Annotated in this window: 21 protein-coding genes and 2 tRNA genes; 14 read left to right on the top strand and 9 right to left on the bottom strand. The window is 70.2% G+C overall.

Annotation, left to right across the window (positions count from 1 at the left end; translation table 11 throughout):
• Nucleotide 1 precedes the first annotated feature (1 nt).
• The 8 genes from topA to ACIPVB_RS09830 all read left to right on the top strand — a co-directional run bounded on the left by topA (nucleotide 2) and on the right by ACIPVB_RS09830 (nucleotide 8,451).
• On the top strand, nucleotides 2–2,914 hold the full coding sequence (gene topA, locus ACIPVB_RS09865) for a type I DNA topoisomerase (protein ID WP_400368565.1): 2,913 nt from the start codon (nucleotides 2–4) through the stop codon (nucleotides 2,912–2,914).
• On the top strand, nucleotides 2,911–3,585 hold the full coding sequence (gene tmk / locus ACIPVB_RS09860; RefSeq protein WP_400368564.1) for a dTMP kinase: 675 nt from the start codon (nucleotides 2,911–2,913) through the stop codon (nucleotides 3,583–3,585). The genes topA and tmk overlap by 4 nt, the downstream gene beginning before the upstream one ends.
• A gap of 86 nt (nucleotides 3,586–3,671) precedes the next feature.
• A complete protein-coding gene (locus ACIPVB_RS09855) occupies nucleotides 3,672–4,850 on the top strand; it encodes a DNA polymerase III subunit delta' (protein ID WP_400368562.1) in 1,179 nt (392 codons plus the stop codon).
• Nucleotides 4,847–6,388 (top strand): alpha/beta hydrolase, encoded by a 1,542-nt coding sequence (locus tag ACIPVB_RS09850; RefSeq protein ID WP_400368561.1) that lies wholly within the window; start codon nucleotides 4,847–4,849, stop codon nucleotides 6,386–6,388. The genes ACIPVB_RS09855 and ACIPVB_RS09850 overlap by 4 nt, the downstream gene beginning before the upstream one ends.
• Before the next feature lie 46 nt (nucleotides 6,389–6,434).
• Nucleotides 6,435–7,106, top strand: a complete 672-nt coding sequence (gene deoC, locus ACIPVB_RS09845) for a deoxyribose-phosphate aldolase (protein ID WP_400368560.1) — start codon at nucleotides 6,435–6,437, stop codon at nucleotides 7,104–7,106.
• Nucleotides 7,107–7,171: 65 nt separating this feature from the next.
• Nucleotides 7,172–7,244, top strand: a tRNA-Thr gene (locus tag ACIPVB_RS09840).
• Nucleotides 7,245–7,448: 204 nt separating this feature from the next.
• Entirely contained in the window at nucleotides 7,449–7,844 is a 396-nt protein-coding gene (locus tag ACIPVB_RS09835; RefSeq protein WP_400368559.1) for a hypothetical protein, read from the top strand.
• Between the two features lie 28 nt (nucleotides 7,845–7,872).
• The gene (locus tag ACIPVB_RS09830) at nucleotides 7,873–8,451 is read left to right on the top strand and encodes an isochorismatase family protein (protein WP_400368558.1); all 579 of its coding nucleotides are present in this window, start codon (nucleotides 7,873–7,875) and stop codon (nucleotides 8,449–8,451) included.
• 2 nt (nucleotides 8,452–8,453) lie between these two features.
• Here ACIPVB_RS09830 and ACIPVB_RS09825 read toward each other — a convergent pair whose 3' ends face one another.
• From ACIPVB_RS09825 to ACIPVB_RS09815, 3 genes are all read right to left on the bottom strand, one after another.
• Nucleotides 8,454–9,509, bottom strand: coding sequence for an ATP-binding protein (locus tag ACIPVB_RS09825; RefSeq protein ID WP_400368556.1), 1,056 nt, complete (start codon nucleotides 9,507–9,509; stop codon nucleotides 8,454–8,456).
• A 241-nt stretch (nucleotides 9,510–9,750) separates the two neighbouring features.
• Nucleotides 9,751–11,340: a molybdopterin-dependent oxidoreductase gene (locus ACIPVB_RS09820; RefSeq protein ID WP_400368555.1), complete on the bottom strand. Its 1,590-nt coding sequence runs from the start codon at nucleotides 11,338–11,340 to the stop codon at nucleotides 9,751–9,753.
• Nucleotides 11,341–11,419: 79 nt separating this feature from the next.
• A complete protein-coding gene (locus ACIPVB_RS09815; RefSeq protein WP_400368554.1) occupies nucleotides 11,420–12,355 on the bottom strand; it encodes a DMT family transporter in 936 nt (311 codons plus the stop codon).
• A gap of 80 nt (nucleotides 12,356–12,435) precedes the next feature.
• Here ACIPVB_RS09815 and ACIPVB_RS09810 point away from each other — a divergent pair, with 80 nt between their 5' ends.
• A complete protein-coding gene (locus tag ACIPVB_RS09810; RefSeq protein WP_400368553.1) occupies nucleotides 12,436–12,915 on the top strand; it encodes an Lrp/AsnC family transcriptional regulator in 480 nt (159 codons plus the stop codon).
• A 44-nt stretch (nucleotides 12,916–12,959) separates the two neighbouring features.
• Here ACIPVB_RS09810 and ACIPVB_RS09805 read toward each other — a convergent pair whose 3' ends face one another.
• The 4 genes from ACIPVB_RS09805 to ACIPVB_RS09790 form a co-directional block, all read right to left on the bottom strand.
• Entirely contained in the window at nucleotides 12,960–13,145 is a 186-nt protein-coding gene (locus ACIPVB_RS09805; RefSeq protein ID WP_400368552.1) for a hypothetical protein, read from the bottom strand.
• A gap of 100 nt (nucleotides 13,146–13,245) precedes the next feature.
• Nucleotides 13,246–14,286 carry an aldo/keto reductase gene (locus tag ACIPVB_RS09800; protein WP_400368551.1) on the bottom strand — a complete coding sequence of 347 codons (1,041 nt, stop codon included), beginning with the start codon at nucleotides 14,284–14,286 and terminating at the stop codon, nucleotides 13,246–13,248.
• A 57-nt stretch (nucleotides 14,287–14,343) separates the two neighbouring features.
• Nucleotides 14,344–15,369 carry a methionine synthase gene (locus ACIPVB_RS09795; RefSeq protein ID WP_400368549.1) on the bottom strand — a complete coding sequence of 342 codons (1,026 nt, stop codon included), beginning with the start codon at nucleotides 15,367–15,369 and terminating at the stop codon, nucleotides 14,344–14,346.
• Nucleotides 15,370–15,389: 20 nt separating this feature from the next.
• A complete protein-coding gene (locus ACIPVB_RS09790) occupies nucleotides 15,390–16,379 on the bottom strand; it encodes a putative oxygenase MesX (RefSeq protein ID WP_400368548.1) in 990 nt (329 codons plus the stop codon).
• Between the two features lie 120 nt (nucleotides 16,380–16,499).
• On the opposite strand from ACIPVB_RS09790, the gene ACIPVB_RS09785 reads away from it, so the two are divergent.
• Nucleotides 16,500–17,441, top strand: coding sequence for a LysR family transcriptional regulator (locus tag ACIPVB_RS09785; protein ID WP_400368546.1), 942 nt, complete (start codon nucleotides 16,500–16,502; stop codon nucleotides 17,439–17,441).
• Between the two features lie 38 nt (nucleotides 17,442–17,479).
• Nucleotides 17,480–18,673 (top strand): low temperature requirement protein A, encoded by a 1,194-nt coding sequence (locus tag ACIPVB_RS09780; protein ID WP_400368545.1) that lies wholly within the window; start codon nucleotides 17,480–17,482, stop codon nucleotides 18,671–18,673.
• A gap of 104 nt (nucleotides 18,674–18,777) precedes the next feature.
• Here the strand turns inward: ACIPVB_RS09780 and ACIPVB_RS09775 are convergent.
• Both ACIPVB_RS09775 and ACIPVB_RS09770 read right to left on the bottom strand, forming a co-directional pair.
• Nucleotides 18,778–18,853: transfer RNA gene (locus tag ACIPVB_RS09775), tRNA-Lys, on the bottom strand.
• Between the two features lie 319 nt (nucleotides 18,854–19,172).
• Entirely contained in the window at nucleotides 19,173–19,841 is a 669-nt protein-coding gene (locus ACIPVB_RS09770) for a fasciclin domain-containing protein (protein ID WP_400368544.1), read from the bottom strand.
• A gap of 334 nt (nucleotides 19,842–20,175) precedes the next feature.
• Here ACIPVB_RS09770 and sigK point away from each other — a divergent pair, with 334 nt between their 5' ends.
• The 3 genes from sigK to ACIPVB_RS09755 are packed head-to-tail and all read left to right on the top strand — an operon-like array spanning nucleotide 20,176 to nucleotide 22,262.
• Nucleotides 20,176–20,766, top strand: a complete 591-nt coding sequence (gene sigK, locus ACIPVB_RS09765; protein ID WP_400368543.1) for an ECF RNA polymerase sigma factor SigK — start codon at nucleotides 20,176–20,178, stop codon at nucleotides 20,764–20,766.
• Nucleotides 20,763–21,566, top strand: coding sequence for an anti-sigma factor domain-containing protein (locus ACIPVB_RS09760; RefSeq protein WP_400368541.1), 804 nt, complete (start codon nucleotides 20,763–20,765; stop codon nucleotides 21,564–21,566). The genes sigK and ACIPVB_RS09760 overlap by 4 nt, the downstream gene beginning before the upstream one ends.
• A 57-nt stretch (nucleotides 21,567–21,623) precedes the next feature.
• Complete coding sequence (locus ACIPVB_RS09755; protein ID WP_400368540.1) at nucleotides 21,624–22,262, top strand: DNA-directed RNA polymerase subunit beta; 639 nt, start codon at nucleotides 21,624–21,626, stop codon at nucleotides 22,260–22,262.
• The last annotated feature ends 102 nt before the right edge of the window (nucleotides 22,263–22,364 follow it).

Raw genomic sequence — 22,364 nt, 5'->3', positions numbered from 1 at the left:
AGTGGCAAACGGCAAGAAACTCGTCATCGTCGAGTCCCCGACGAAGATGAAGTCGATCCAGGGATACCTCGGCGACGACTACGAGGTACTGAGCTCGGTCGGTCACATCCGCGACCTCGCGTCGAAGAAAGAGATCCCGGCCGACAAGAAGGCGGCGTACGGCAAGTACTCCATCGACGTCGAGAACGACTTCGACCCCTTCTACGTGGTCAACGACCGCAAGACCAAAACGGTCGCCGAACTCAAGCGCGCGCTCAAGACGGCCGACGAGGTCCTGCTCGCCACCGATGGCGACCGCGAAGGCGAAGCCATCGCGTGGCACCTGCTCGAAGTCCTCAAGCCCAAAGTCCCCGTGCGTCGCATGATCTTCCACGAGATCACGAAGGACGCCATCAAAGAAGCCGCCGAGCACACGCGTGAGCTCGACGTCTCGCTCGTCGACGCGCAAGAGACCCGTCGCGTCCTGGACCGCCTCTACGGGTGGGACGTCTCGCCCGTGCTGTGGCGCAAGGTCGGCTCGGGCCGCGAGGGCACCGCCCTCAGCGCCGGCCGCGTGCAGTCGGCGGCGACCCGCATGGTCGTCGAGCGCGAGCGCGAGCGCATGGCGTTCGTCTCCGCCTCCTACTGGGACGTCGAGGCGCTCGCCTCGCAGTCCGGGTCATCGTTCACGACCCGCCTGAACCGTCTGGACGGCGCGCCCATCGCCCGCGGTGGGGACTACGACGACAACGGACAGCTCAAGAAGGCCGTCGTCGTGCTCGACGAGGCCGCCGCGCGCGCGCTCGCCGACGCCATCACCGCCGCCGGCCGCGCCACCGTGGCCAAGGTCGAGGCCAAGCCCGGCACGCGCAGCCCGCGTGCCCCCTTCACCACCTCGACGATGCAGCAGGAGGCGGGACGCAAACTCTCGATGAGCGCCAAGCACGCCATGGGCGTCGCGCAGCGGCTCTACGAGAAGGGCTTCATCACCTATATGCGCACCGACTCGGTCGCGCTGTCGGGGCAGGCCATCTCGGCCGCCCGCGCGCAGGCCGTGGCGCTGTACGGCGACAAGGCCGTGCCGGCCAACCCCCGCGTCTACAAGAGCAAGTCCAAGAACGCGCAGGAGGCGCACGAGGCCATCCGCCCATCGGGCGAGACCTTCCGCACGCCGTCGTCGCTGGCGTCCTCGCTCGACCGCGACGAGCAGAAGCTGTACGACCTCATCTGGAAGCGCACAGTCGCCAGCCAGATGGCGGATGCCAAGTACGAGACCACGACCGTGACCCTCACGGTCGCCGCGGCCGACCAGGTGGCGGAGTTCACGGCATCCGGAACGGTCTACACCTTCAAGGGCTACCTCGAAGCGTACGAAGAGGGCGCCGACGAGAAGCGCAACGACCGCGACGCCGAGACCGACCAGTCGCTGCCCGCCGTCACGGTGGGCGACGAGCTCGCGATCAGCGACGTCGAACCCAAGGGGCACAGCACCTCGCCCAAGCCCCGCTACACCGAGGCGAGCCTGGTCAAGGCGCTCGAAGAGAAGGGCATCGGCCGCCCCTCGACCTTCGCCAGCATCATCGGCGTGATCCTCGATCGCGGATACGTGACCAAGCGCGGGCAGGCCCTGGTGCCGAGCTGGCTCGCCTTCAGCGTGGTGCGCCTGCTCGAGGAGCACTTCGCCGACCTCGTCGACTACGACTTCACCGCCGCCCTCGAGGACGACCTCGACGCGATCGCCCGTGGCGAGCAGCGCCGCACGGAATGGTTGAAGTCGTTCTACTTCGGCTCCGAGAAGCAGGTGGGACTGCGTCACATCGTCGACAACCTCGGCGAGATCGACGCACGCGAGCTCAATTCGACGCGCATCACCGACACCGCGACCCTCCGCTTCGGCAAGTACGGGCCGTACCTCGAGGTCACCGACCCCGCAGCCGAGGCCGACGCCAAGCCGCGCATCGTGAACATCCCCGAGGATCTCGCACCCGACGAGCTCACCCCGCAGAAGGCGCAGGAACTCATCGACGCCCCCGTGGCCGGCGATCGCGTGCTGGGTGAGAACCCCGACAATGGCAAGCTCGTCGTCGTCAAGGACGGCCGGTTCGGACCGTACGTGCAAGAGGTGGATGCCGAAGAGCCCGACGAGGTCGATCAGGCCACCGGCGAGGTCGTCGAGCAGCCCAAGAAGCGCACCGCCAAGAAGGAGGTCGCGCCCAAGCCCCGCACGGCCTCGTTGTTCCGCTCGATGTCCGTCGACACCATCGAGCTCGACACCGCTCTGCAACTGCTCTCGCTGCCGCGCGTGGTCGGGGCCGATCCCGAGACGGGGGCCGAGATCACCGCGCAGAACGGGCGCTTCGGTCCCTACCTGAAGAAGGGCACCGACTCCCGCTCGCTCGACAACGAGCAGCAGATCTTCGACATCACGCTCGACGAGGCGATCGCCAAGTACGCCGAACCCAAGTACGGTGCCCGTCGTGCGTCGAGCGCGTTGAAGGAGTTCGACGCCGACCCGGTCAGCGGCAAGCCGCTCCGGCTCAAGGACGGCCGATTCGGTCCCTACGTCACAGACGGAGAGACCAACGCGACGGTCCCGCGCGGCGAGAACGCCCTCGAGATCACCTTCGAGCGGGCGGTCGAGCTGATCGCCGACAAGCGCGCGAAGGGTCCTGCCCCCAAGAAGACGGCGACCGCGCGCAAGGCGCCCGCGGCGAAGACCACGGCGGCGAAGACCACGGCGGCGAAGACCACGGCGGCGAAGACGACCGCCGCGAAGGGCACCGCGGCCAAGACCACGGCGGCGAAGACCACGGCGGCCAAGACGCCCGCGGCGAAGGCCACGGCGGCGAGGACGACCGCGGCCAAGACCACCGCGGCGAAGGCCACGGCGGCCAAGACCCCGACCACGCGCAAGGCGCCGGCGACGTCGTCGTGACGGACCACGGCACCCGACCGCTGCGCGCCCCGCGCGCGGCGGCGGTCGGGGGGCCCGGGTTCTTCGTCACCTTCGAGGGCGGCGACGGGGCGGGCAAGACGACGCAGGCGACCCTGCTCGAGCAGTGGATCGGCGAGAGCGGCGGATCCGTCGTCCGCACGCGCGAGCCCGGCGGCACCGACGTGGGCCTGCGCATCCGCGACATCGTGCTTCACCATCGCGGGCACATCGATCCGCGCGCCGAGGCACTGCTGTATGCGGCCGACCGCGCCCACCACATCGACACGGTGGTCCGCCCGGCGATCGCCCGAGGAGACGTGGTCATCCAGGATCGCTACCTCGACTCCTCGGTGGCGTATCAGGGAGCGGGCCGCGTGCTCGACGCGAACGACATCCGTGCCCTGTCCCTGTGGGCGACCGACGGGCTGCTGCCCGATCTGACGGTGCTGCTCGACCTCGACCCCGCTGCGGCGCGACGGCGCTTGGATGCCGACGACAAGCCCTTCGACCGTCTCGAGGCGGAGAGGGGCGAGTTCCACGCCCGGGTACGCGCCGGTTTCCTCGACCTCGCCGCTGCAGAGCCCGAACGCTTCCTCGTGCTCGATGCGACGCAACCGCCCGAGCTCCTCGCCCGTCGGGTGCGGGACGCGGTCGCGGAGCGACGGGGCTGACGTGAGACAGGTGCCGTGCCCTGCCTCCAGGGCATCCACAGCGCCCGCCCCCGGCCGTGTCCGACCCCGCGATTAGGCTGGATGCCATGTCCACCGCCGCTGCTCCGACCGCCCGCCCCGCCGGCGCGGCGTCTTTCCCGTGGGATGCGGTGTGGGGGCAGGACGACGCGGTCGCGACCCTGCGTGCAGCGGCATCCGACCCAGCGGCGCTCGCGCACGCGTGGCTCATCACGGGCCCGCCCGGGTCCGGCCGCTCCACCCTCGCGTACGCCTTCGCGGCCGCACTCATCGCCGATCCGGCAGACGAGCGGGCGCAGCGGCAGGTCCTGGCGCGGACGCATCCCGATCTCACGGCCCTGCGCACCGAGCAGGTCGTCATCCGCATCGACGAGGCGCGTCGGCTCGTCGAGCGGGCGGCGTTCGCGCCCTCGCTCGGGCGTCACCGCGTGATCGTCGTCGAGGACGCCGACCGCATGGCCGAACGCACCTCGAACGTCCTGCTCAAGGCGCTCGAAGAGCCGCCCGAGAAGACGGTGTGGGTGCTGTGCGCCCCGAGCGACGCCGACCTGCTCCCCACGATCCGCTCACGCGTGCGCGTCCTGCGGCTGCGTGAGCCCTCGGTCGCCGACGTCGCGGCGCTCATCGTCGAGCGCACCGGTGTCACCTCCGACGTCGCCGAGGAGTCCGCCCGCCACGCGCAGCGGCACATCGGTATGGCGCAGCGCCTCGCGACCGACGACGACGCCCGCGCCCGGCGGGCCGAGACGCTCGCGGCTGTTCTGGCGGTGCGCGGCATCGGCGACGCGGTCGACGTGGCCGGACGCATCGTGCGTCTCGCGACAGAAGACGCCAAGGCCCTCACCGCCACCCGCGACGACGAGGAACGACGCGCGCTGCTGCGCGTGCTCGGCGTGGCCGAGGGGGCCGCCGTGCCACCGTCGGTCCGTGGACAGGTCAACGCCCTCGAGGACGATCAGAAGCGCCGCGCCACCCGGAGCCTGCGCGACGGGATCGACCGCGTGCTCACCGACCTGCAGTCGCTGTTCCGCGACGTCGTCATGCTGCAGTTCGGACGCGAAGCCGATCTGGTCAACGTCGAGCGTCTCGATGCGCTGCGCGTCCTCGCGGGGGAGTGGACTCCGTCGCGCACCCTCGGGGTGCTCGATCGCATCTCTGTCACCCGCAAGAACCTCGAGCAGAACGCCGCCCCGCTGCTGGCACTGGAGAGTCTCATGATCACCGTCGCCAACGGGTCCACCCCGTGAACGCGCGCCGCCGTCTGACCGCCGCCCTCGCCTCCCTCGCGGGCCTGGGGCTCGTGCTGTCCGGGTGCCTGTACGCGCAGATCCCGCCCCTGGCGCCCGACACGACCCGCTCGCCCGCGCCGCAGACCGAGGGCATCGATCCGGATCTGCTCCCGTACTACGGACAGACCCTCGCGTGGAGCGAATGCGGGGGCCCCGGCTTCGACTGCACCACCGTCACCGCCCCCCGCGACTACGCCGATCCGTCGGCGGGCGAGCTGCAATTGGCCGTCATCCGCCACCGGGCCACGTCGGGCCAACCCCTGGGGTCGCTCCTGACCAACCCGGGCGGACCCGGGGTCAGCGGGGTCGCCACGGTCCGCGACTCCCTCTCGCTCGTCGCGGATGAGACTCTGACGCGCTCGTACGACGTGATCGGCTTCGACCCCCGCGGGGTCGGGCAATCCGCACCGGTGACCTGCTACGACGCCGCGGGCATGGACGCCTTCCTCTACGACGTCCCTCCCGGCGCGCGCGGCAGCGACGAACGCGATGCCGCGCTCGAGCAGCGCCAGGCCGACTTCGCCGCCGCCTGCGCGGCGAACAGCGACGGAGTCCTCCCGTACATCTCGACCGAGAACGCGGCGCGTGACATGGACCTCCTGCGCGCGGTGCTCGGGGACGAGAAACTCTCCTACCTGGGCTTCTCGTACGGCTCGTTCCTCGGCGCGACGTACGCGGGGTTGTTCCCCGAACGCGTCGGTCGCATGGTGCTCGACGGGGGGATCGATCCCAGTCTGTCCGGCACCGCGAGCGGCATCGCCCAGGCCGTCGGGTTCGAGAACGCCCTGCGCGCGTTCATGGCCGACTGCCTCTCGACGTCGGAGTGCCCGTTCAGCGGCTCCGTCGACGACGCGATGGCCGACCTGTCGTCGCTCCTCTCCCGGGCGGACGCGCGGCCGATCGCCGGGCCCGACGGGCGTCTGCTCGGCGCGGATTCCCTCGTCACGGCGATCGTCGCGGCGCTGTACAGCGATCAGAGCTGGCCGTTCCTGCGGGTCGCCCTCGCCGACGTGCTCAACGGCGACGCCGCCGTCGCGTTCCAGCTGGCGGACTTCTACAACGGACGCATCGACGGGCAGTACCCCGACAACACGCTGCAGGCCCTGCGCGCGTACAACTGCGTCGACTACCCGGACGAGGGCAACGAGGACGACCCCGCCGTCGAGCGGGAGCTCGCGCAGAAGGCGCCCGTCGTCGCCCCCTACTGGCTCGGCCCTGACGCCTGCGCGGCCTGGCCCGCACCGCCGACCGGCACGCGCGCGCCGATCACCGCGCCCGGTTCGCCGCCGATCGTCGTCCTCGGCACGACGGGCGACCCCGCCACGCCGTACTCCGAGGCGCAGGCCCTCGCCGGTCAACTGTCGCAGGGTGTGCTCGTGACGTACGTGGGCGAGGGGCACCTGGCCTACAACAAGGGCGACGACTGCGTGAACGCCGCCGTCGACGACTACCTCGTCGACGGCACGGTGCCCGCCGAGGGACTGCGCTGCGAGTGACGCCGCTCGCGCTTAGGCTGGAGACGTCAGACCCGAGGAGACCCCTATGACCGCGCCCATCGCCGACCTGGCGACCTACATCGACCACACGCTGCTCAAGCCCGAGGCCACCCGGGCCGACGTCGAGCGCCTCATCGCCGAGGGCGCTGAGCTGGGCACGTACAGTGTCTGCATCTCGCCGTCCTTCCTGCCGGTCGACGTGCCCGCGGGCCTCAAGCTCGCCGTCGTCTGCGGATTCCCCAGCGGCAAGCACCACGCCGAGGTCAAGGCCGCCGAGGCGGCGCTGTCGGTGACCCAGGGTGCCGACGAGATCGACATGGTCATCGACATCGGGGCGGCCATCGCGGGCGACTACGACCTCGTCGAGGCCGAGATCCGCGCCGTGCGCACCGCGGCTCCGGCCCCGACCGTGCTGAAGGTCATCATCGAATCGGCGGCGCTCAGCGACGAGGCCATCGTCGCCGTGTGCCAGGCGGCCGTCGCCGCCGGCGCCGATTTCGTCAAGACGTCGACCGGCTTCCACCCGGCCGGTGGGGCGTCCGTCCACGCGGTGGAACTGATGAAGCGCACCGTCGGCGACCGCGCCGAGGTCAAGGCCTCCGGCGGGGTCCGCACTCGCGAGGCGGCCGAGCAGATGATCGCCGCCGGCGCCACCCGCCTCGGCCTGTCGTCGAGCCGCGACATCCTCGCCGACCGCGCTGCGCGCGGCGACTACTGATCGCGTTCGGCGAAGTGCGCTGGAGCATGTAAGATCGATGATCGTGCACGCGACAGCGCGCACACGCCGCCTTAGCTCAGACGGCAGAGCGATTCACTCGTAATGAATAGGTCAAGGGTTCGATTCCCTTAGGCGGCTCCGAAGGCCCTCACCCGCTTCCACCGGGTGGGGGCCTTTCTTCCTTCCCCCGTCGATCCATCGCGACGCGCGGCGGGCCGCCCGTGCATCGCGAGGTCGGGCGGGGCGTTCCGGGGACACCTCGTGGACCCCGGTAAGCTGATCTTGCCCCGGCCCGCCCTCGCGCGACGGCCTCTGTTTCGCCCGCTACCCGCTGGAGCCCCCGTGTCGAACGCTCTCGATGCCCTCATCGAGATCTTCACGTGGGTCGGGCTCGGCGCCGGTTCGCTGCTGACCCTGACCGCCGTCATCCTGCTCCTCGCCGACGGCACGTGGCTTCCGGTGCGCGCGGTGGTCGAACACGTCGAGGGCGGACGCGTTGTCCGTTGGTTCGATGCCGACGGCGGGGTCAACGAGGCGCCGCTGTCCGCGCACGACGACGAGAAGATCGGACGCGCCGACATGGCCGACGTCTTCTACCGTCGGGGCACCGCGAACCGTATGCGCCTGACGCGCTCGTCCCCCGTCGTGCGCTTCGTCTCTCTTCTCGCGGCGGGCGTCCTGGGGCTCGGCGTGGTGGCTTTCGTCGTGTCGATCGTGCTGCTGTTCGCACGGGGATGACGCGCCACCGGGCGTCTAGGCTCGACGCATGACCCGCGCGCTGTTCATCGTCGACGTCCAGAACGATTTCACCGAGCGCGGGGCCCTCGGCGTCGAGGGCGGCGATGTGGTCGCCGCGCGGATCTCTCGGTACCTCGAGCTGCACGCCCACGAGTACACCGTGGTGATCGCCTCGCGCGACTGGCACCACGGCGACGACGACAACGGCGGCCATTTCTCGGCGACGCCCGATTTCGTGGACACCTGGCCCGTGCACTGCGTGGGCGGCACCTACGGGGCCGACTACGACGAGGTGTTCGACACCTCGCGCGTCACCCACCACCTCAAGAAGGGTCAGGGTCGCCCGGCGTACTCGCTTTTCGAGGGGATCTCCGACGACGGCGCCACCGCCGCGTCGATCCTCGACGGGCACGGCATCCGCGACATCGACCTCGTCGGCATCGCGACCGATTACTGCGTTCGCGCCTCGGCCCTCGACGCGCTGTCGGCCGGGCGACGCGTTCGCGTCCTCACCGATCTCATCGCGGGCGTCCACCCCGATTCCAGTGCCGCCGCTCTTCGCGAGATCGAGGGCGCCGGAGCCATGCTGGCGACGTCCGGCGCCTGACGTCAGGCGGTCCCGTCGGCGGATGGCTCCTCGGCATCGTCGGTGCGGGGGATGGTGACGACGACGGTCGTCCCCTCGCCCACGGCGCTGTGGATGCGCAACGAGCCGCCGTGGGCGGACACGACCTGCTGGACGCTGGCGAGGCCGATCCCGCGGCCCCCGTCGCCGTCCTGCGCCAGTCGTCCGCGCTGTCCTTCCTGCGTGATCGCGGCGAGGTCGTCGGGGTGGATGCCGCGACCGTGGTCTCGCACCCGCAGGGCGGCGCCCTCGTCGGTCTCGAAAGCCTCGATCTCGATGACGTCGTCGGAGTACTTCGCGGCGTTCTCGAGCACGTTCGCGATCGCTCGACGCAGGCCCAGAACGTCGCCCAGGACGGGGATGGCATCCATCTGCCCGTAACGGATGCGGCCGAGATCGCCCGGCAGGACGACGGCGACGGCGCCGCGTGCGATGAGGTCGAGGGTCGCGCGTCGGCGTCCGCGCTCGGCGGTGGTGTCCACGTCGGACATCAGCGCCTGGGCCATGGCCACGATGTGGTCGCTCGCCTCTTCCGCCAGGTGCAGCAGGCGGTGATCGGGCGGCAGCTCCTCGCCGAGCAGGTCGAGGTAGCCGCGCAGAGCAGTGACGGGCGAGAGCAGGTCGTGCGCGAAGGTGCGCTGCAGCGCGGCGCGTTCGTCTGCGGCCTGCTTCTCGCTCGTGAGGTCGCGCACGATCTTGACGAAGCCCTGCACCTGGCCCACGTCGTTGCGGATGGCCGAGATCGTCACCCGCGCCCAGAACTCGCTGCCGTCGCTGCGCACCCGCCATCCGGTGTCTTCGACGTGACCGTCACGTTGGGCGGCCGCCAGCAGCTGATCCGGGAGGCCGCGCCGCTGCGCTTCCGCACGGTAGAACCGTGAGAAATGGGAGCCGAGGATCTCGCTCTCGGTGTAGCCCTTGATCCGTTCGGCGCCCAGGTTCCAGCCGCGGACGAAACCGCCGCTGTCGAGTTTCACGATCGCGAACAGGTCCACCTGCTCGTCCCACTCGCGGGGAACGGAGCGCCGGATGCTGGTCATGGGGTGTGCAGCGTCGGCGCCGGGCGCGGCGGGGGCAGTCGTCGGCTCATCGGGCACCGTGGTCATTCGAGACCACCGTTCGGGCGGGTGGTGCATACGGCAGACATACTTCGATCATGCCGCCCCGGGGCCCCGCGGGTCGAGTGATTGACATCCTCGGAGCCGAGGTCGGGTGATTCGTCGCCCCGGACACGACGACGCGCGTCCCCCGGAGGAGGACGCGCGTCGGTCGGCCGGGTCGTCAGCTCGAGACGGTGACCAGGGTGCGCTGCCAGCCGCTGGAGCCGTCGGGGGCGATGGGTGCCTGCTCCTCGATCTGCAGGTTGCCCTGCTTGTCGGTGGCGCGGACCGCGATGTAGTGGCTGCCGGGCTCGGCGGTCCAGTCCAGGCGCCACTGCACCCACGACTGGTCGTTGATGGGGTTCGACAGCTGCGCCTCCTGCCAGTCGCCCTCGTCGATGCGCACTTCGACCTTCTGCACGCCGACGGGCTGGGCCCACGCCATTCCCGCGACGGTGACCGCGCCGGCGGCGACGGGGGTGCCGATCTTGGGAGTGTCCACCCGCGACGACAGCTTGATGGGCGCCTGGGCCGCGTACCCGCGGGGGGTCCAGTACGCCTCGTCCTGGTCGAAACGGGTGACGGTGAGCTTGGTGACCCACTTGGTGGCCGAGACGTAGCCGTACAGGCCGGGCACGACCATACGCACGGGGAACCCGTGCTCGAAGGGCAGCGGTTCGCCGTTCATGGCGACGGCGAAGATCGCGTCGAGATCGTCGTCGACGAGGGCCGACAGGGGAGTGGATGCCGTGTACCCGTCCACGCTCTCGGACAGGACCATGTCGGCGTCGGCCTGCACGCCCGCCTCGCGCAGGATGTCGCGGATGGGAACGCCCGTCCAGATGGCGTTGCCGACCAGGTCGCCGCCGACCTCGTTCGAGACGCAGGTGAGGGTCACGCCGTACTCGTCGAGACCGCGGTTGACCAGGTCGTCGAAGCTCAGCTCGATGGGGGTGTCGACCATTCCGTCGATCTGCAGGCGCCAGGTGGTGGGGTCGACGTTCGGCACGGTGAGGGCGGTGTCGACGCGATAGAAGTCGCTGTTGGGCGTGATGATCGGGGACAGTCCGTCGATCTCCCAGTTCGCGCCGTCGGGAACGGTGACGGTACGGCGGGCCGAGGGAAGCCGCAGCGCGTCGCGAGCAGCCGCGACCGATGCGGTGGTCGCGTTGAGCACGCGACCGCCCACCCCGACGACCACGGCGCCGAGGGCGGTGAGCCCGGTGAAGAGCAGGAAGCGGCGACGGTCGGTGCCGGCGGATGCGCCGTCGCCGTCCGCGGCCGCGCCGATCCAGCGCCGCAGACGGGCGATGCTCAGCAGCAGGACGACGATGCCGGCCACGGTGCCGACCACCGGGGGAAGCCACGCGAGCGCGCCGGCGCCGGCGCGCGTGATGATCGCGGCGGTCGCGAGGACGCCGCCGATGCCCAGCAGCGCGGTGCCGACGAAGCGGAAGCGGTACTCGAGGATCCCGGCCACGGCGGCGGCGACGGCGGCGCCGAGGCCCACGCCGACCAGCAGGGCGATCTTGTCGGACTCGCCGAACAGGGTGATCGCGAGCTCCTTCAGCGGGCGGGGAACGATGTCGACGATGAACGAGCCCACGGCGAGCACGGGACTCGCCGAGCGGGCGAACAGTGCGGCGAGGAGCTCCGCGACGGCCAGCAGGGCCGCGGCGGCGACGATCCCGGCCAGTGCGGCCCAGGGCCACGCGTGGGGCCGACGTGTCGGCGTCGTCTCGGTGGCCCGTGCCCGGGTGTCGGTCGTCATGGCATCCCTCGCTCCTGGGAGCACGCGTGCGTGCCCCCGTCTCTCCTTCTCTTCGGAGCGGAAGGGCGATCGGATGCCGCTACCCCGGCGGCTCCGGCGAGGGCCCCGCACTCGCGGGGGCGGTGGCGAAGACGGCCACACCCGAGACGATGAGGGCGAGGGCGACCGCGAGTCCCGGCGTGACGGGCTCGGCGAGCAGGGGGACAGCGACCAGCGCCGTCAGCACGGGGCTCAACGCCCCGGCGGCGGCGGGGATGCTGCTGCCGAGGTGCTTCACGGCGACGACGTAGCAGGCGGTGGAGAGCAGTCCCGTCCCCACGCCCTGCACGAGCGCGTACGAGGTCCATGCGCCGAGGTCGATCCCCCCGGTGAACAGGTGCGAGGGCATCGCCCCCGTGGCGGCCAGGGCGAGCGCCGCGATGAGCGAGGTGAGCGAGACGACCGCGATCACGCCGACCGGGTCGAGCCGCGTCCGGGCCAGGCCCAGCGTGTATGCGGCCCAGACGAAGCCGGCGGCCAGCAGGACGGCGATCCCACCCGGGCCGCCGGGTCCCCCGGTCAGGACGGCGCTCGCGCCGACCCCCGCGACGATGAGGGCGAGGGCGCCCAGGCGCTTCGGCGCGATCGCCCGGCGATGACGCAGGACGAGAAGGAGCGTCACGAAGAGGGGCACGGTCCCCGGCACGAGCAGGCCGGTGAGGGCCGCGGAGGTCAGGTGCGCGCCCCACGCGAAGAGCAGGAAGTGCGGCAGGCCGGCCAGCAGGACCAGGGCGAGGACGCCCGCAGGCTCACGGCGGAGACGGCGCAGGGTGCGCGGCACCCAGGGGGTGAGGACGAGGGCGGGAACGCCGAAGCGCACGATCGCGGCGTCCACCATCGTCATGCCGGTGCTCTCGAGAGCGCGGGTCGACAGGGCGAACGACGACCACAGGCAGACGACGGCGACGAGCGAGGCGACGCCGATGAGCGTGTTCCGCGAGGGCGCGTCGGTGCGCGGTGGCGAGAAGACGGTCACGCGGCGAGCTTAGGAAGCCCTCGTGCGCAGTCGATTGCGAATATTGCGTGCGCAGATCATCTCTTGGCAGAATCTGCTGCATGGGCGCCCTCGATCGCATCGACCTCCTCATCCTTCGCGAACTGCAGCAGAACGGGCGGCTCAGCAACCAGGAGCTCGCCGACCGCGTGGGTCTGTCGCCCTCGCCGTGCCTGCGTCGAGTGCGCCAGCTCGAGCAGGACGGGATCATCGAGGGGTACCGCGCGGTCGTCTCGCCCAAGGCCGTCGACCTGGCCATCACGGCGTTCGTCCGCCTGCGCCTGGCCTCGCACGAGGGAGCGACGGTGGATGCCGTGGAGAAACGCCTGCGCGCGATCCCGCACATCGTCGAGGCGCACCTGCTCGCGGGCGACTGGGACTACCTCGTCCGCATCGTCACCCCGAGCTTCGAGGAGTACGAGACGCTCCTGCGCGACCACCTGCGGGCGATCCCGTCGCTGTCGTCGATCGACACGACCTTCGCCTTCGCGGTGACCAAACCGGTCTCCCCGCTGCCGCTGGAGAGTGCCTTTCCCCGCTGAGACCGGCGCCGGACGCGGGGGGCACCCGGCCCGGCGCCGATCCGTCAGCGCGCCTGACGCTGCTTGAGCAGCTTCGCCTGCACCTTGCGGCGGATCTTCTGCACCTTCGGGTCCTTCCAGACCCGGTAGGCGACCGTTCCGGCCGCGGCCGCGCGCCCGATCGCCGTCCGCGCGAGGACGGCTCCCGCGAGTCCGACCGCGCCCGTTCCGATCCATCGTCCGACACCCATGACGCCTCCTTCGATCGCGTGTGCGAGCTTCCAGCAAACGCGACGATGCGGCGGATGCGACGACGCTTGCGTCCGCACCGCGGGTGTGCTGCGGAGCGGATCAGGCGATGCGTTCGCCGATGCGGGCCGCGAACGGCTCGAGGGCGGCGAGCACGTCGTCCCCGAGCGCGGTCGTGCTCGCGGCCACGGCGTCGTCGATCTGACTCGTCCGCGAGGCCCCGATGATGGCCGTGGTGACCACCGGGTCGCGCAAGACCCAGGCGACCGCGAGCTGCGGGATCGACAGTCCGGCGTCCTTCGCGACACCGGCGATGCCGCGGATGCGCTCGAGGTAGTCGTCGGTCAGGGCGGAGGAGTCCAGGAACCGGCTGTCGGCGGCGCGCGAATCGGCCGGTACGGTGCCGTCGAGGTACTTCGCGGTCAGCAGACCCTGCGCGAGAGGCGAGAAGACGGCGCTGCCCACCGCCAGCTCGCGCAGCGTCGGGAACAGCTCCTCCTCGGGTGTCCGGTCGAACAGCGAGTACCGCGGCTGGTGGACGAACAGGCGCACGCCCTCCGCGGCCAGCAGATCGTGGGCGCGACGGGTGAGGTCGGCGGGGTAGTTGGAGATGCCCGCGTACAGCGCTTTGCCGCTGCGCACGATGTCGGCCAGGGCGTGGACCGTCTCTTCGATCGGGGTCTCGCCGTCGACGCGGTGCGAGTAGAACACGTCGACGTAGTCGGTGCGCATCCGCGTCAGGCTCTGCTCGAGCGAACGGATGAGGTACTTGCGCGAACCGCCGTCGCCGTAGGGGCCGGGCCACATGTCATAGCCGGCCTTGGTCGAGAGGAACAGCTCGTCGCGGTAGCGCCGCAGGTCGCTGTCGAGGACGGTCCCGAAGGTCGTCTCGGCGGCGCCGTAGGGCGGGCCGTAGTTATTGGCCAGGTCGATGTGCACGATTCCGCGGTCGAAAGCGTGCCGCAGGATCTCGCGCTGGGTGTCCAGCGGGCGGGCGGTACCGAAGTTCTGCCAGAGGCCGAGGGAGACACGGGGGAGGGGGATGCCGCTCGCGCCGGCGCGCAAGAAGGGCACGTCGTCGTAGCGGGTCGGTGAGGCCTCGAAGGGCGCGGTCAGGCGGGGGTCATCGGCTGCGATGGGCATGGGTCGACTCTGCCACGCGCGCCGGGCGGCGCCCAGCGGGCGTGGCGGAGTCGCGCCTCACGACAGTTCGTCGCGGACGATCCGGGCGCCCGCCGACAGGGCGCTGAGCTTGTCGTAGGCCACGCCGCGGGGCAACGGCGCCATGCCGCAGTTGGAGCTCGGGATGAGCTTGTCGGCATCCACGTACTGCAGGGCGCGGCGGAGCGTCTCGGCGACCTCTTCGGGGGTCTCGACCTCGGCGCCGGCGACGTCGACCGCGCCGAGCATGACCTTCTTGCCGCGGATCAGTTCGATGACCTCGATCGGCACGTGCGAGCGGTGGCTCTCGAGCGAGACGATGTCGATGTTCGAGCGTTGCAGCAGGGGGAGGGACTCCTCGTACTGACGCCACTCGGCGCCGAGGGTGGCCTTCCAGTCGTTGTTGGCCTTGATGCCGTAGCCATAGCAGATGTGCACCGCGGTCTCGGCCTGGAGCCCCTCGGCGGCGCGCTCGAGCGCCGCGACACCCCAGTCCTTGAGCTCGTCGAAGAACACGTTGAAGGCGGGCTCGTCGAACTGGATGACGTCGACTCCCGCGGCCGCCAGCTCGCGCGCCTCCTGGTTGAGGATCGTCGCGAACTCCCACGCGAGCTTCTCGCGACTGCGGTAGTGCCGGTCGGCGAGGGTGTCGATCATCGTCATGGGTCCGGGAAGGGCCCACTTGATCGGTCGGTCGGTCTGCGCGCGCAGGAACGCGGCATCCTGGACGAAGACCGGCTTGCGGCGGCTCACGGCGCCCACGACGGTGGGGACGCTGGCGTCGTAGCGGTCGCGGATGCGGACGGTCTCGCGATTGTCGAAGTCGACGCCCTCGAGGTGTTCGATGAAGGTCGTGACGAAGTGCTGGCGGGTCTGCTCGCCGTCGCTGACGATGTCGATGCCGCGCAGCTCCTGCTCCTGCACCGCGGCGCGCAGCGCGTCGTGCTGGCCTTCGATCAGGGTGTCGCCCTCGAGCTCCCACGGCGACCACAGCACCTCGGGCTGGGCGAGCCAGGACGGCTTCGGCAGACTCCCGACGATGGCGGTGGGCAACGGAGTGGGCACGGCGGCGGATCCTTCGCGGGTCATCGGGTGGGAACGGCGTAGTCGGCGGCCCACGAATCGAGCACGCGACGGTGGGGCTTCACGAAGTGCTCCTCGGCGTAACGCCCCTGGACGACCGCGAGCTGGCTGCGCTCGGCGCGGTCGTAGGTGACGTCGGTGGGTGCGAAGTCCGCCTGCTCGAGGCTCGGGCGGTAGACGGCGCCCGCGGGCGTGCGGGCGTTGTAGATCTCGGGACGGTAGATCTTCTGGAACGTCTCCATCGTGCTGATCGTGCCGATCAGCTGCAGGTCGGTGTAGTCGGCCAGGAGGTCGCCGCGGAAGTAGAACGCCAGCGGCGCGACGCTTCCGCGCGGCATGAAGTAGCGCACCCGCAGGCCCATCTTGCCGAAGTACTCGTCGGTCAAAGAGAAGGCGTCCTGCTCGTACTCCGCCCCCAGGACGGGGTGGATCGTGCCGGTCCGGCGGTAGGTGCGGCTGGTCGACACGCTGATGCAGATCACCGGCGGCAGGGCGTAGCGCTCGCGGTAGGCGGACGAGTCGACGAAGTGCGAGAAGAGCTTGCCGTGCAGGTCGCCGAAGTCGGCGGGCACCGTGAAGGGGCCGCCGTCGGCGTTTGCGGCGGGCAGCACGACGCTGAAGTCGTAGTCCCGCAGGTACGACGAGAAGTTGTTGCCGACGATGCCCTGGTGCCGCTCGCCCGTGGCCGTGTCGACGACGTGCACCTCGAGCACCTCGATGACGGGGATCTCTTCGTCGGCGCCGTCCTCGAACCGCAGCTGCACCGAGACGATGTCGAGCTCGACGCGGTAGCGGTCGCCGCGCGGGTTGTCGGTGGTGGCGAGCGCGTTGAACCGACGGTCGATCATGCCCAGCGCGTTGCGCAGGTTCTGCCGGCGGCCCGCGCCCCGGGCCAGGTTGGCGAAGTTCGTCGTGACGCGCGACCCCTCGGCGGGGGCGTACTCCTCGTCGAAACGGGTCGTGCTGATGCGGAACGTGATGTCGTTCGCCATGGATGCCACTCCTCGGGCGGGGGCCGGATCGGCCGCGCGGTGATCGGTACACCCATGGTCCCGCCAGGAGCCGGTCATCGGGTAATTCCCGTCCTCTATGCGGTGGTATAGCTTGGGGCTATGTCCAAGCGGTCGAGCGGATTCACCCTGCAGCAGCTGCAGTACTTCATCGAGGTCGCCGCCGAAGGCTCCATCTCCGCCGCGGCCGATCTGCTCTACGTCGCCCAGCCGACGATGTCGGCGGCGATGAAGGACCTCGAGACCCGGGTGGGCCGCGACCTGCTCACCCGTTCCGCGCGCGGCGTCACGCTCACGAACGACGGCGTCGAGTTCCTCGGCTACGCCCGCCAGGTCGTCGAGCAGGCCGACCTGCTCGAACAGCGCTATCTGGGGCGTCCTCCCTCGCGGCGCCTGCTCGGCGTCTCGGCGCAGCACTATTCGTTCGTCGTCGACGCTTTCGTGCGCATGGTGCGGGCGACGGATGCCGCGGAGTACGAGTTCTCGCTGCGCGAAACCCGGACGTTCGACATCATCGAGGACGTCCGCACGCTCCGCAGCGAGCTCGGCATCCTGTTCCGCAACGATTTCAACCGCAATGTGCTCGACAAACTGCTGCGGGATTCGGGGTTGGCGTTCCATCCCCTGTTCGTCGCGGAGCCGCACATCTTCGTCTCACGGCGGAACCCTCTGGCATCCCGGTCCCGTGCCACGCTCGACGACCTCGTCGACCTGCCCCGGCTCACCTTCGACCAGGGGGCGAACAACTCGTTCTACTTCGCCGAGGAGATCCTCTCGACGCTGTCGAGTCGGCAGGAGATCCGCGTGTCCGACCGCGCGACGATCTTCAACCTCATGATCGGTCTCGACGGATACACGATCTCGACCGGCATCATCAGCGACGACCTCGATCCCGAGATCGTCGCGGTACCGCTCGACGTCGACGAGCGGATCGAGATCGGCTGGATCGGCCGCACCGCCATCCCGCTCACCGAGCAGGCGCAGCGCTATCTGGCGGAGGTGCGCGAGGTCGTGGCCGGGTTCGGGGTCGCGCTGCTCGGCTGAATTCCGGGCTTTCGGCCGCGTCGGTGTCAGGATGGGGCATGACATTCGGGATGGCCCACGACGTCTTGCGGCCGACGGACTCCTCACGCGCGGACCGGGTGACCTACGTCGAACTGTTCTTCGACCTGGTGTTCGTTCTGGCGCTGACCCAGGTGTCCGCGTACCTCTTCGAGAACCAGACGCTGCTCGGCGGCTTCGAGGGGCTCATCCTGGTGTGCGCGTTGTGGTGGGCGTGGGTGTCGACCACCTGGGTGACCAACTGGCTCGACCCCGTGAAGCTCCCCGTCCGTGGGGCGGTGATCGTTCTGGGGTTCGTCGCGCTCGTGATGAGCGTCTCGATCGTTGAGGCGTTCGGCGATCGCGCGTGGGCGTTCGCGGTGGCGTACGTCGTGCTGCAGGTCGGGCGGACGGGATTCATCGTGTGGGCGACGGCTCGTCACGACCGGCGGGTGGCGCGTGACTTCGCCCTCGTGCTCGCGTGGACCGTCGCCGGCGGCGCCCTGTGGATCGTCGGCGCCGTCCTGCCGCCCGGATGGCAGCTGCCGCTGTGGACCGCGGCGCTCGGTCTCGAACTGCTCGGCACGATCCTGGGATACCCGGTCCCGGGCCGGGGGAGGGTGGTGCTGGAGTCCTGGGACCTGTCCGGCCCCCACATCGCCGAGCGGACGTCGCTGTTCGTGCTCATCGCCCTGGGCGAGGGATTGCTCGTCACCGGCTTCGCCGTCGTCGAGAAGGAGTCGTCCGCCTCGTCGATCGCGTCGCTGGTGACCGCGTTCGTCGTCGCGGCGGCCGCGTGGTGGATCTATTTCGATCACGGCGAGCGGGTCGGCGCCGAGGCGATCGAGGCATCGGACGAACCGGCCCGGCTCGCGCGGACCGCCTACACCTGGGTGCACGTCCCGATCATCGCCGGAATCGTGCTGATGAGCGTGGGTGACAAGGAGGTTCTCTCGCATCCCGATGAGCGCAGTGTCGCCGCGACGATCATCATCGTCGGCGCGCCCCTGCTCTTCCTCGCCGGTACCGCGCTCTTCCGGCGGACACTCGAGGGCCGATGGTCGCGCGCCCAGGTGCTCGGTCTCGTCGCACTGGCCGTGCTCGCCGGCGCGGCATCCGTCCTTCCGTTCCTCGATGCCCTCGGGCTCTCGATCGCGACGGCGATCCTGCTCGTCGGTGTGGCGGCGGGGGAGACCGTCGAGCGTGTGCGTCGCGGGCGCCGTGCGGGGGGATGACCGCGCGCATCCGCCAGCCGACATCGACGCTGCGCGCCCCGCCGGTCGGCCGCGAGCACGAGAACGCCGCGACCCCCCGGTCGGGGGGTCACGGCGATCGAAGGTGGTGGGCCCCGTGGGGCTCGAACCCACGACCCGCGGATTAAAAGTCCGATGCTCTACCGACTGAGCTAGAGGCCCTCGGCATCCACCCTACCGGCCCCGGCGGGCCGGTCGTGCTCGGCGACGCGTTCGCGCCACGTTCCCGAACAGGTCGGCGCCGCCGAGCACGCCGGTGATCAGCCCCGGGGGATCTGCAACGGCGCCGGCGCGCGCTGGAGCGCCGCCGGTCCGACGGCCGCGCGGCTCGTCCAGGACGAGATCGCGCGCGACGTCGACGGCGACTGACCGCGCACAAAGGAGCGAGCGCCGGACCCCCTCGCCTGGGGTCCGGCGCTCGCCGTCAAGGTCGGTCGATCATCGACCGATCGAGAGCGCGATCACTCGCGCCATCGAGGAATTACATCGGGGGCATCAGCACCGAGTCGATGAGGTACACCGTGGCGTTGGCGGTCTGGACGCCACCGCAGATGACGTTGGCGTCGTTGACGGTGATCGAGTCACCGGAGCCGGCGACGGTCACGTCCTGGCCCTCGACGGTGGTCTGCGTGCCGTCGATCTCGTCGGGCGCGATCTGGCCGGGGACCACGTGGTACGTGAGGATCTTGGTGAGCAGATCGGTGTCGGTCTTCAGCGTCTCGATCGTGGCGGCATCGATCTTGGCGAAGGCCTCGTCGACCGGAGCGAAGACGGTGAACTCGCTGCCGTTCAGCGTGTCGACCAGGTTCACGTTGGGGTTCAGCTGGCCGCTGACGGCCGCGGTGAGCGTGGTGAGGAGCGGGTTGTTCGACGCGGCGACGGCGACCGGGTCGGCAGCCATGCCGGCGACGGAGCCGGCGCCGTCCGGAACCTGCTCGGCGTAGCCGGCGCAGCCGGGGCCGACGAGGTTGGCGGCGGGGTCCATCGACGCCGAAGCCGACATCGAGGGCGAGGCTTCCATCGAGGGGGCCGTGGTGGCCTCGTCGGCGGTGCCGCCCGCGGTGGTGCCACCCGAACATGCGGTGAGAGCGAAGGCCGAGCCCAGAACGAGGGCGAGACCGGCGAAGACAGGCTTCTTGTTGGTGAGCATGACATTCCTCCGAAATCGTTCGGATCGCGTCTGCGACCCGTCAGGGACACCCCGGTGCGAGGGGCGGTTCGCCGTGGAGCGGCTTACACAGGGTCTTCGGGACCCCCTGATGATCGGATTGCGGAATGTTGCGGCGAGGGCGCGAAGGAACGCCTTCGTGTTCGGAAAAGACCCGGTCAGAGGCCTGTAAATATTCTTCAGAATCTTTCTATCCTGATGGGGAGCTGCCGCGGTGACGCCCTCCTGAGCGCCCGTATAACGGTTTCGTCTACCTCACGCGCGACGCGCGCGCACCCACACGGGACGCGCGGAGGCGGTAGGGAATGATGGGGACATGGTGATCGATGGTTTCGACGTCCCCGCTGACGGAGCGGAGAACATCGATCACGTCGGTGCTCTCCTGCAGCGGGTCGCGGCCGGAGACCGGTCTGCTTTCGCGGAGCTCTACGACACCCTGTCCGCGCGGGCCTTCGGTCTCATCCTGCGTGTCCTCGTGGATCGCTCGCAGAGCGAGGAGGTCCTGCAAGAGGTCTTCCTCGAGATCTGGCAATCCGCCGCGCGTTTCACTCCGAATAGAGGCCAGGGAAGATCGTGGGTTCTCACGATCGCGCACCGACGAGCGGTGGACCGCGTGCGGTCATCGCAGTCGAGCGTCGATCGTGACGTGCGCGTGGGCTTCCGGGATATGGACGTCGCCTACGACGACGTATCCGAGAAAGTCGAACTGAAGATGGAAGGGCGGCGCGTCGTCGATGCATTGGCGACGCTCCCCGACGCGCAGAAAGAAGCTCTCACGCTGGCCTACTTCGGTGGATACAGCCAAAGCGAGATCGCTTCCCTTGTCGGGGCGCCGCTCGGTACGGTCAAGACCAGAATGCGTGACGGCCTGTCGCGTCTGAGAGTGGAAATGGGGGTGGACAAGTGAACGAGAGGGATTTCGCCGACCTCGCCGTCGGGCACGCATTGCATGCGTTGTCAGAGGCTGATGAACGCGCGTACCAGGAGGCATTGGCGGGTAATCCGCACTGGGACTCTCACGTGCGCGACGCGGCGGACGTGGTCGCCGCCATCAGCGCATCGGTCGAACCCGTCGAGCCGCCCCCTTCGGTGCGCGCGTCGCTGTTCGCCCGCATCTCCGACCTCCCGCAGGAGTCCGCGGGCCTCACCGCGCCCGCCACGGACGCCGAGGACTTCGCCGCCGCCGGCCCCGCACCCGTCGAGCCGGAACACGAGGCCGTGTCCATGGCGCACGCGCGGTCCCGCGGCTGGGGTGCGCGTCGATGGTTCGCCCTGGCGGCGTCCTTCGCCGCCGTTCTCGTGCTCGGATTCGGTGCCGTCACGGTCGGCCAGCTGTTCACCCCGCCGGCCGCCGTCGTCGCCCTGCAAGAGATCGAAAAAGCCCCCGACGCGCAGTCCGCCTCGACGACGCTGCCCGACGGCACGGTCGCGACCGCCCACTGGTCGCCGTCGTCGGGTCGCAGTGTGCTCGTCGCCGACGGGATGCCGACGCTCGAAGACGGCAAGACCTACGAGCTGTGGTTCGTGCGGGACCAGACGCCCATCGCGGCGGGAGTGTTCACTCCGGATGCCGACGGCAATGCCACCGCCGTGCTCGAGGGCGAGATCCACACCGGTGATGTGATCGCGGTGACCATCGAGCCCGCGGGCGGTTCACCGGACGGAACGCCCAGTACCGCCCCGGTGCTCGCGGTCGCCACGGCCTGACCTCGCGAGTCCCGCAACCCGGCCCGGCCGGCGGGGCCGACGCCCTAGCCTGGAATGATGAGCGAATCGTCTCGCGAGTTCCACAAACCGGTGCGTCGTCCCGCAGAGCTGTTCGACCGCCTGTTCTCTGCCGAGGACCCTGCGGAGGTCTCCCGCGTGGCGCACAGCACCGCCCAGGCTCTCCTGTCACGCGTGCGAGCCGATCCGAGCGTCGACGTGGTCGAACGCCTCGTCGCCTTCACCGACGATCACGGTATCGACGACATCGCCGAGCTGTGGTCGCGCTCGCCGGCTCGTTCCCTGCCGGGTGCCCTCTGGCGGCTGTACCTGCTGCAGCTGATGATCCACGACGACGCGGCCACGGCCGCGCTGCTGTACGAACGCGGTCGCGTCGAGATGGCGACGGTCGATGCGCTCGTTGCGGGAGCGCCGGCTCCGGCCGGTCCCGAGGAGCTCGTCCGCCTGATCGACACCATTTTGCGCGGACTGTTCGAGGGCGACTTCGCGGTCGCGCTCGACCGTGCCGCCGCCTTCTGCCGCGTCCAGGCGGCGGGCTCGACCCACCTCGCAGACGACTACGAGAACACCGAATCGGAGCGCGCGAGTGCCCTGACGACCCGGGCATTGCGTCTGGCCACGTACGCGGAGGACCTGTCGGCATCCGCTGCCCTGTGGCGCCGCGACGCTCTGACCTGAGCGCTGGACGGGCGCACGCGCCCGGAGAAGATAAGTGCCGGACCGCAGAACGCCTCTCGGCGCAAGGCCGCTCATAGCGGCAGAAGATGGAGCCCGGGGTTA

Source organism: Microbacterium sp. NPDC090007 (assembly GCF_044748345.1).
Classification (GTDB): Bacteria; Actinomycetota; Actinomycetes; order Actinomycetales; family Microbacteriaceae; genus Microbacterium.
This window is presented reverse-complemented; position numbering and strand designations above follow the sequence as displayed.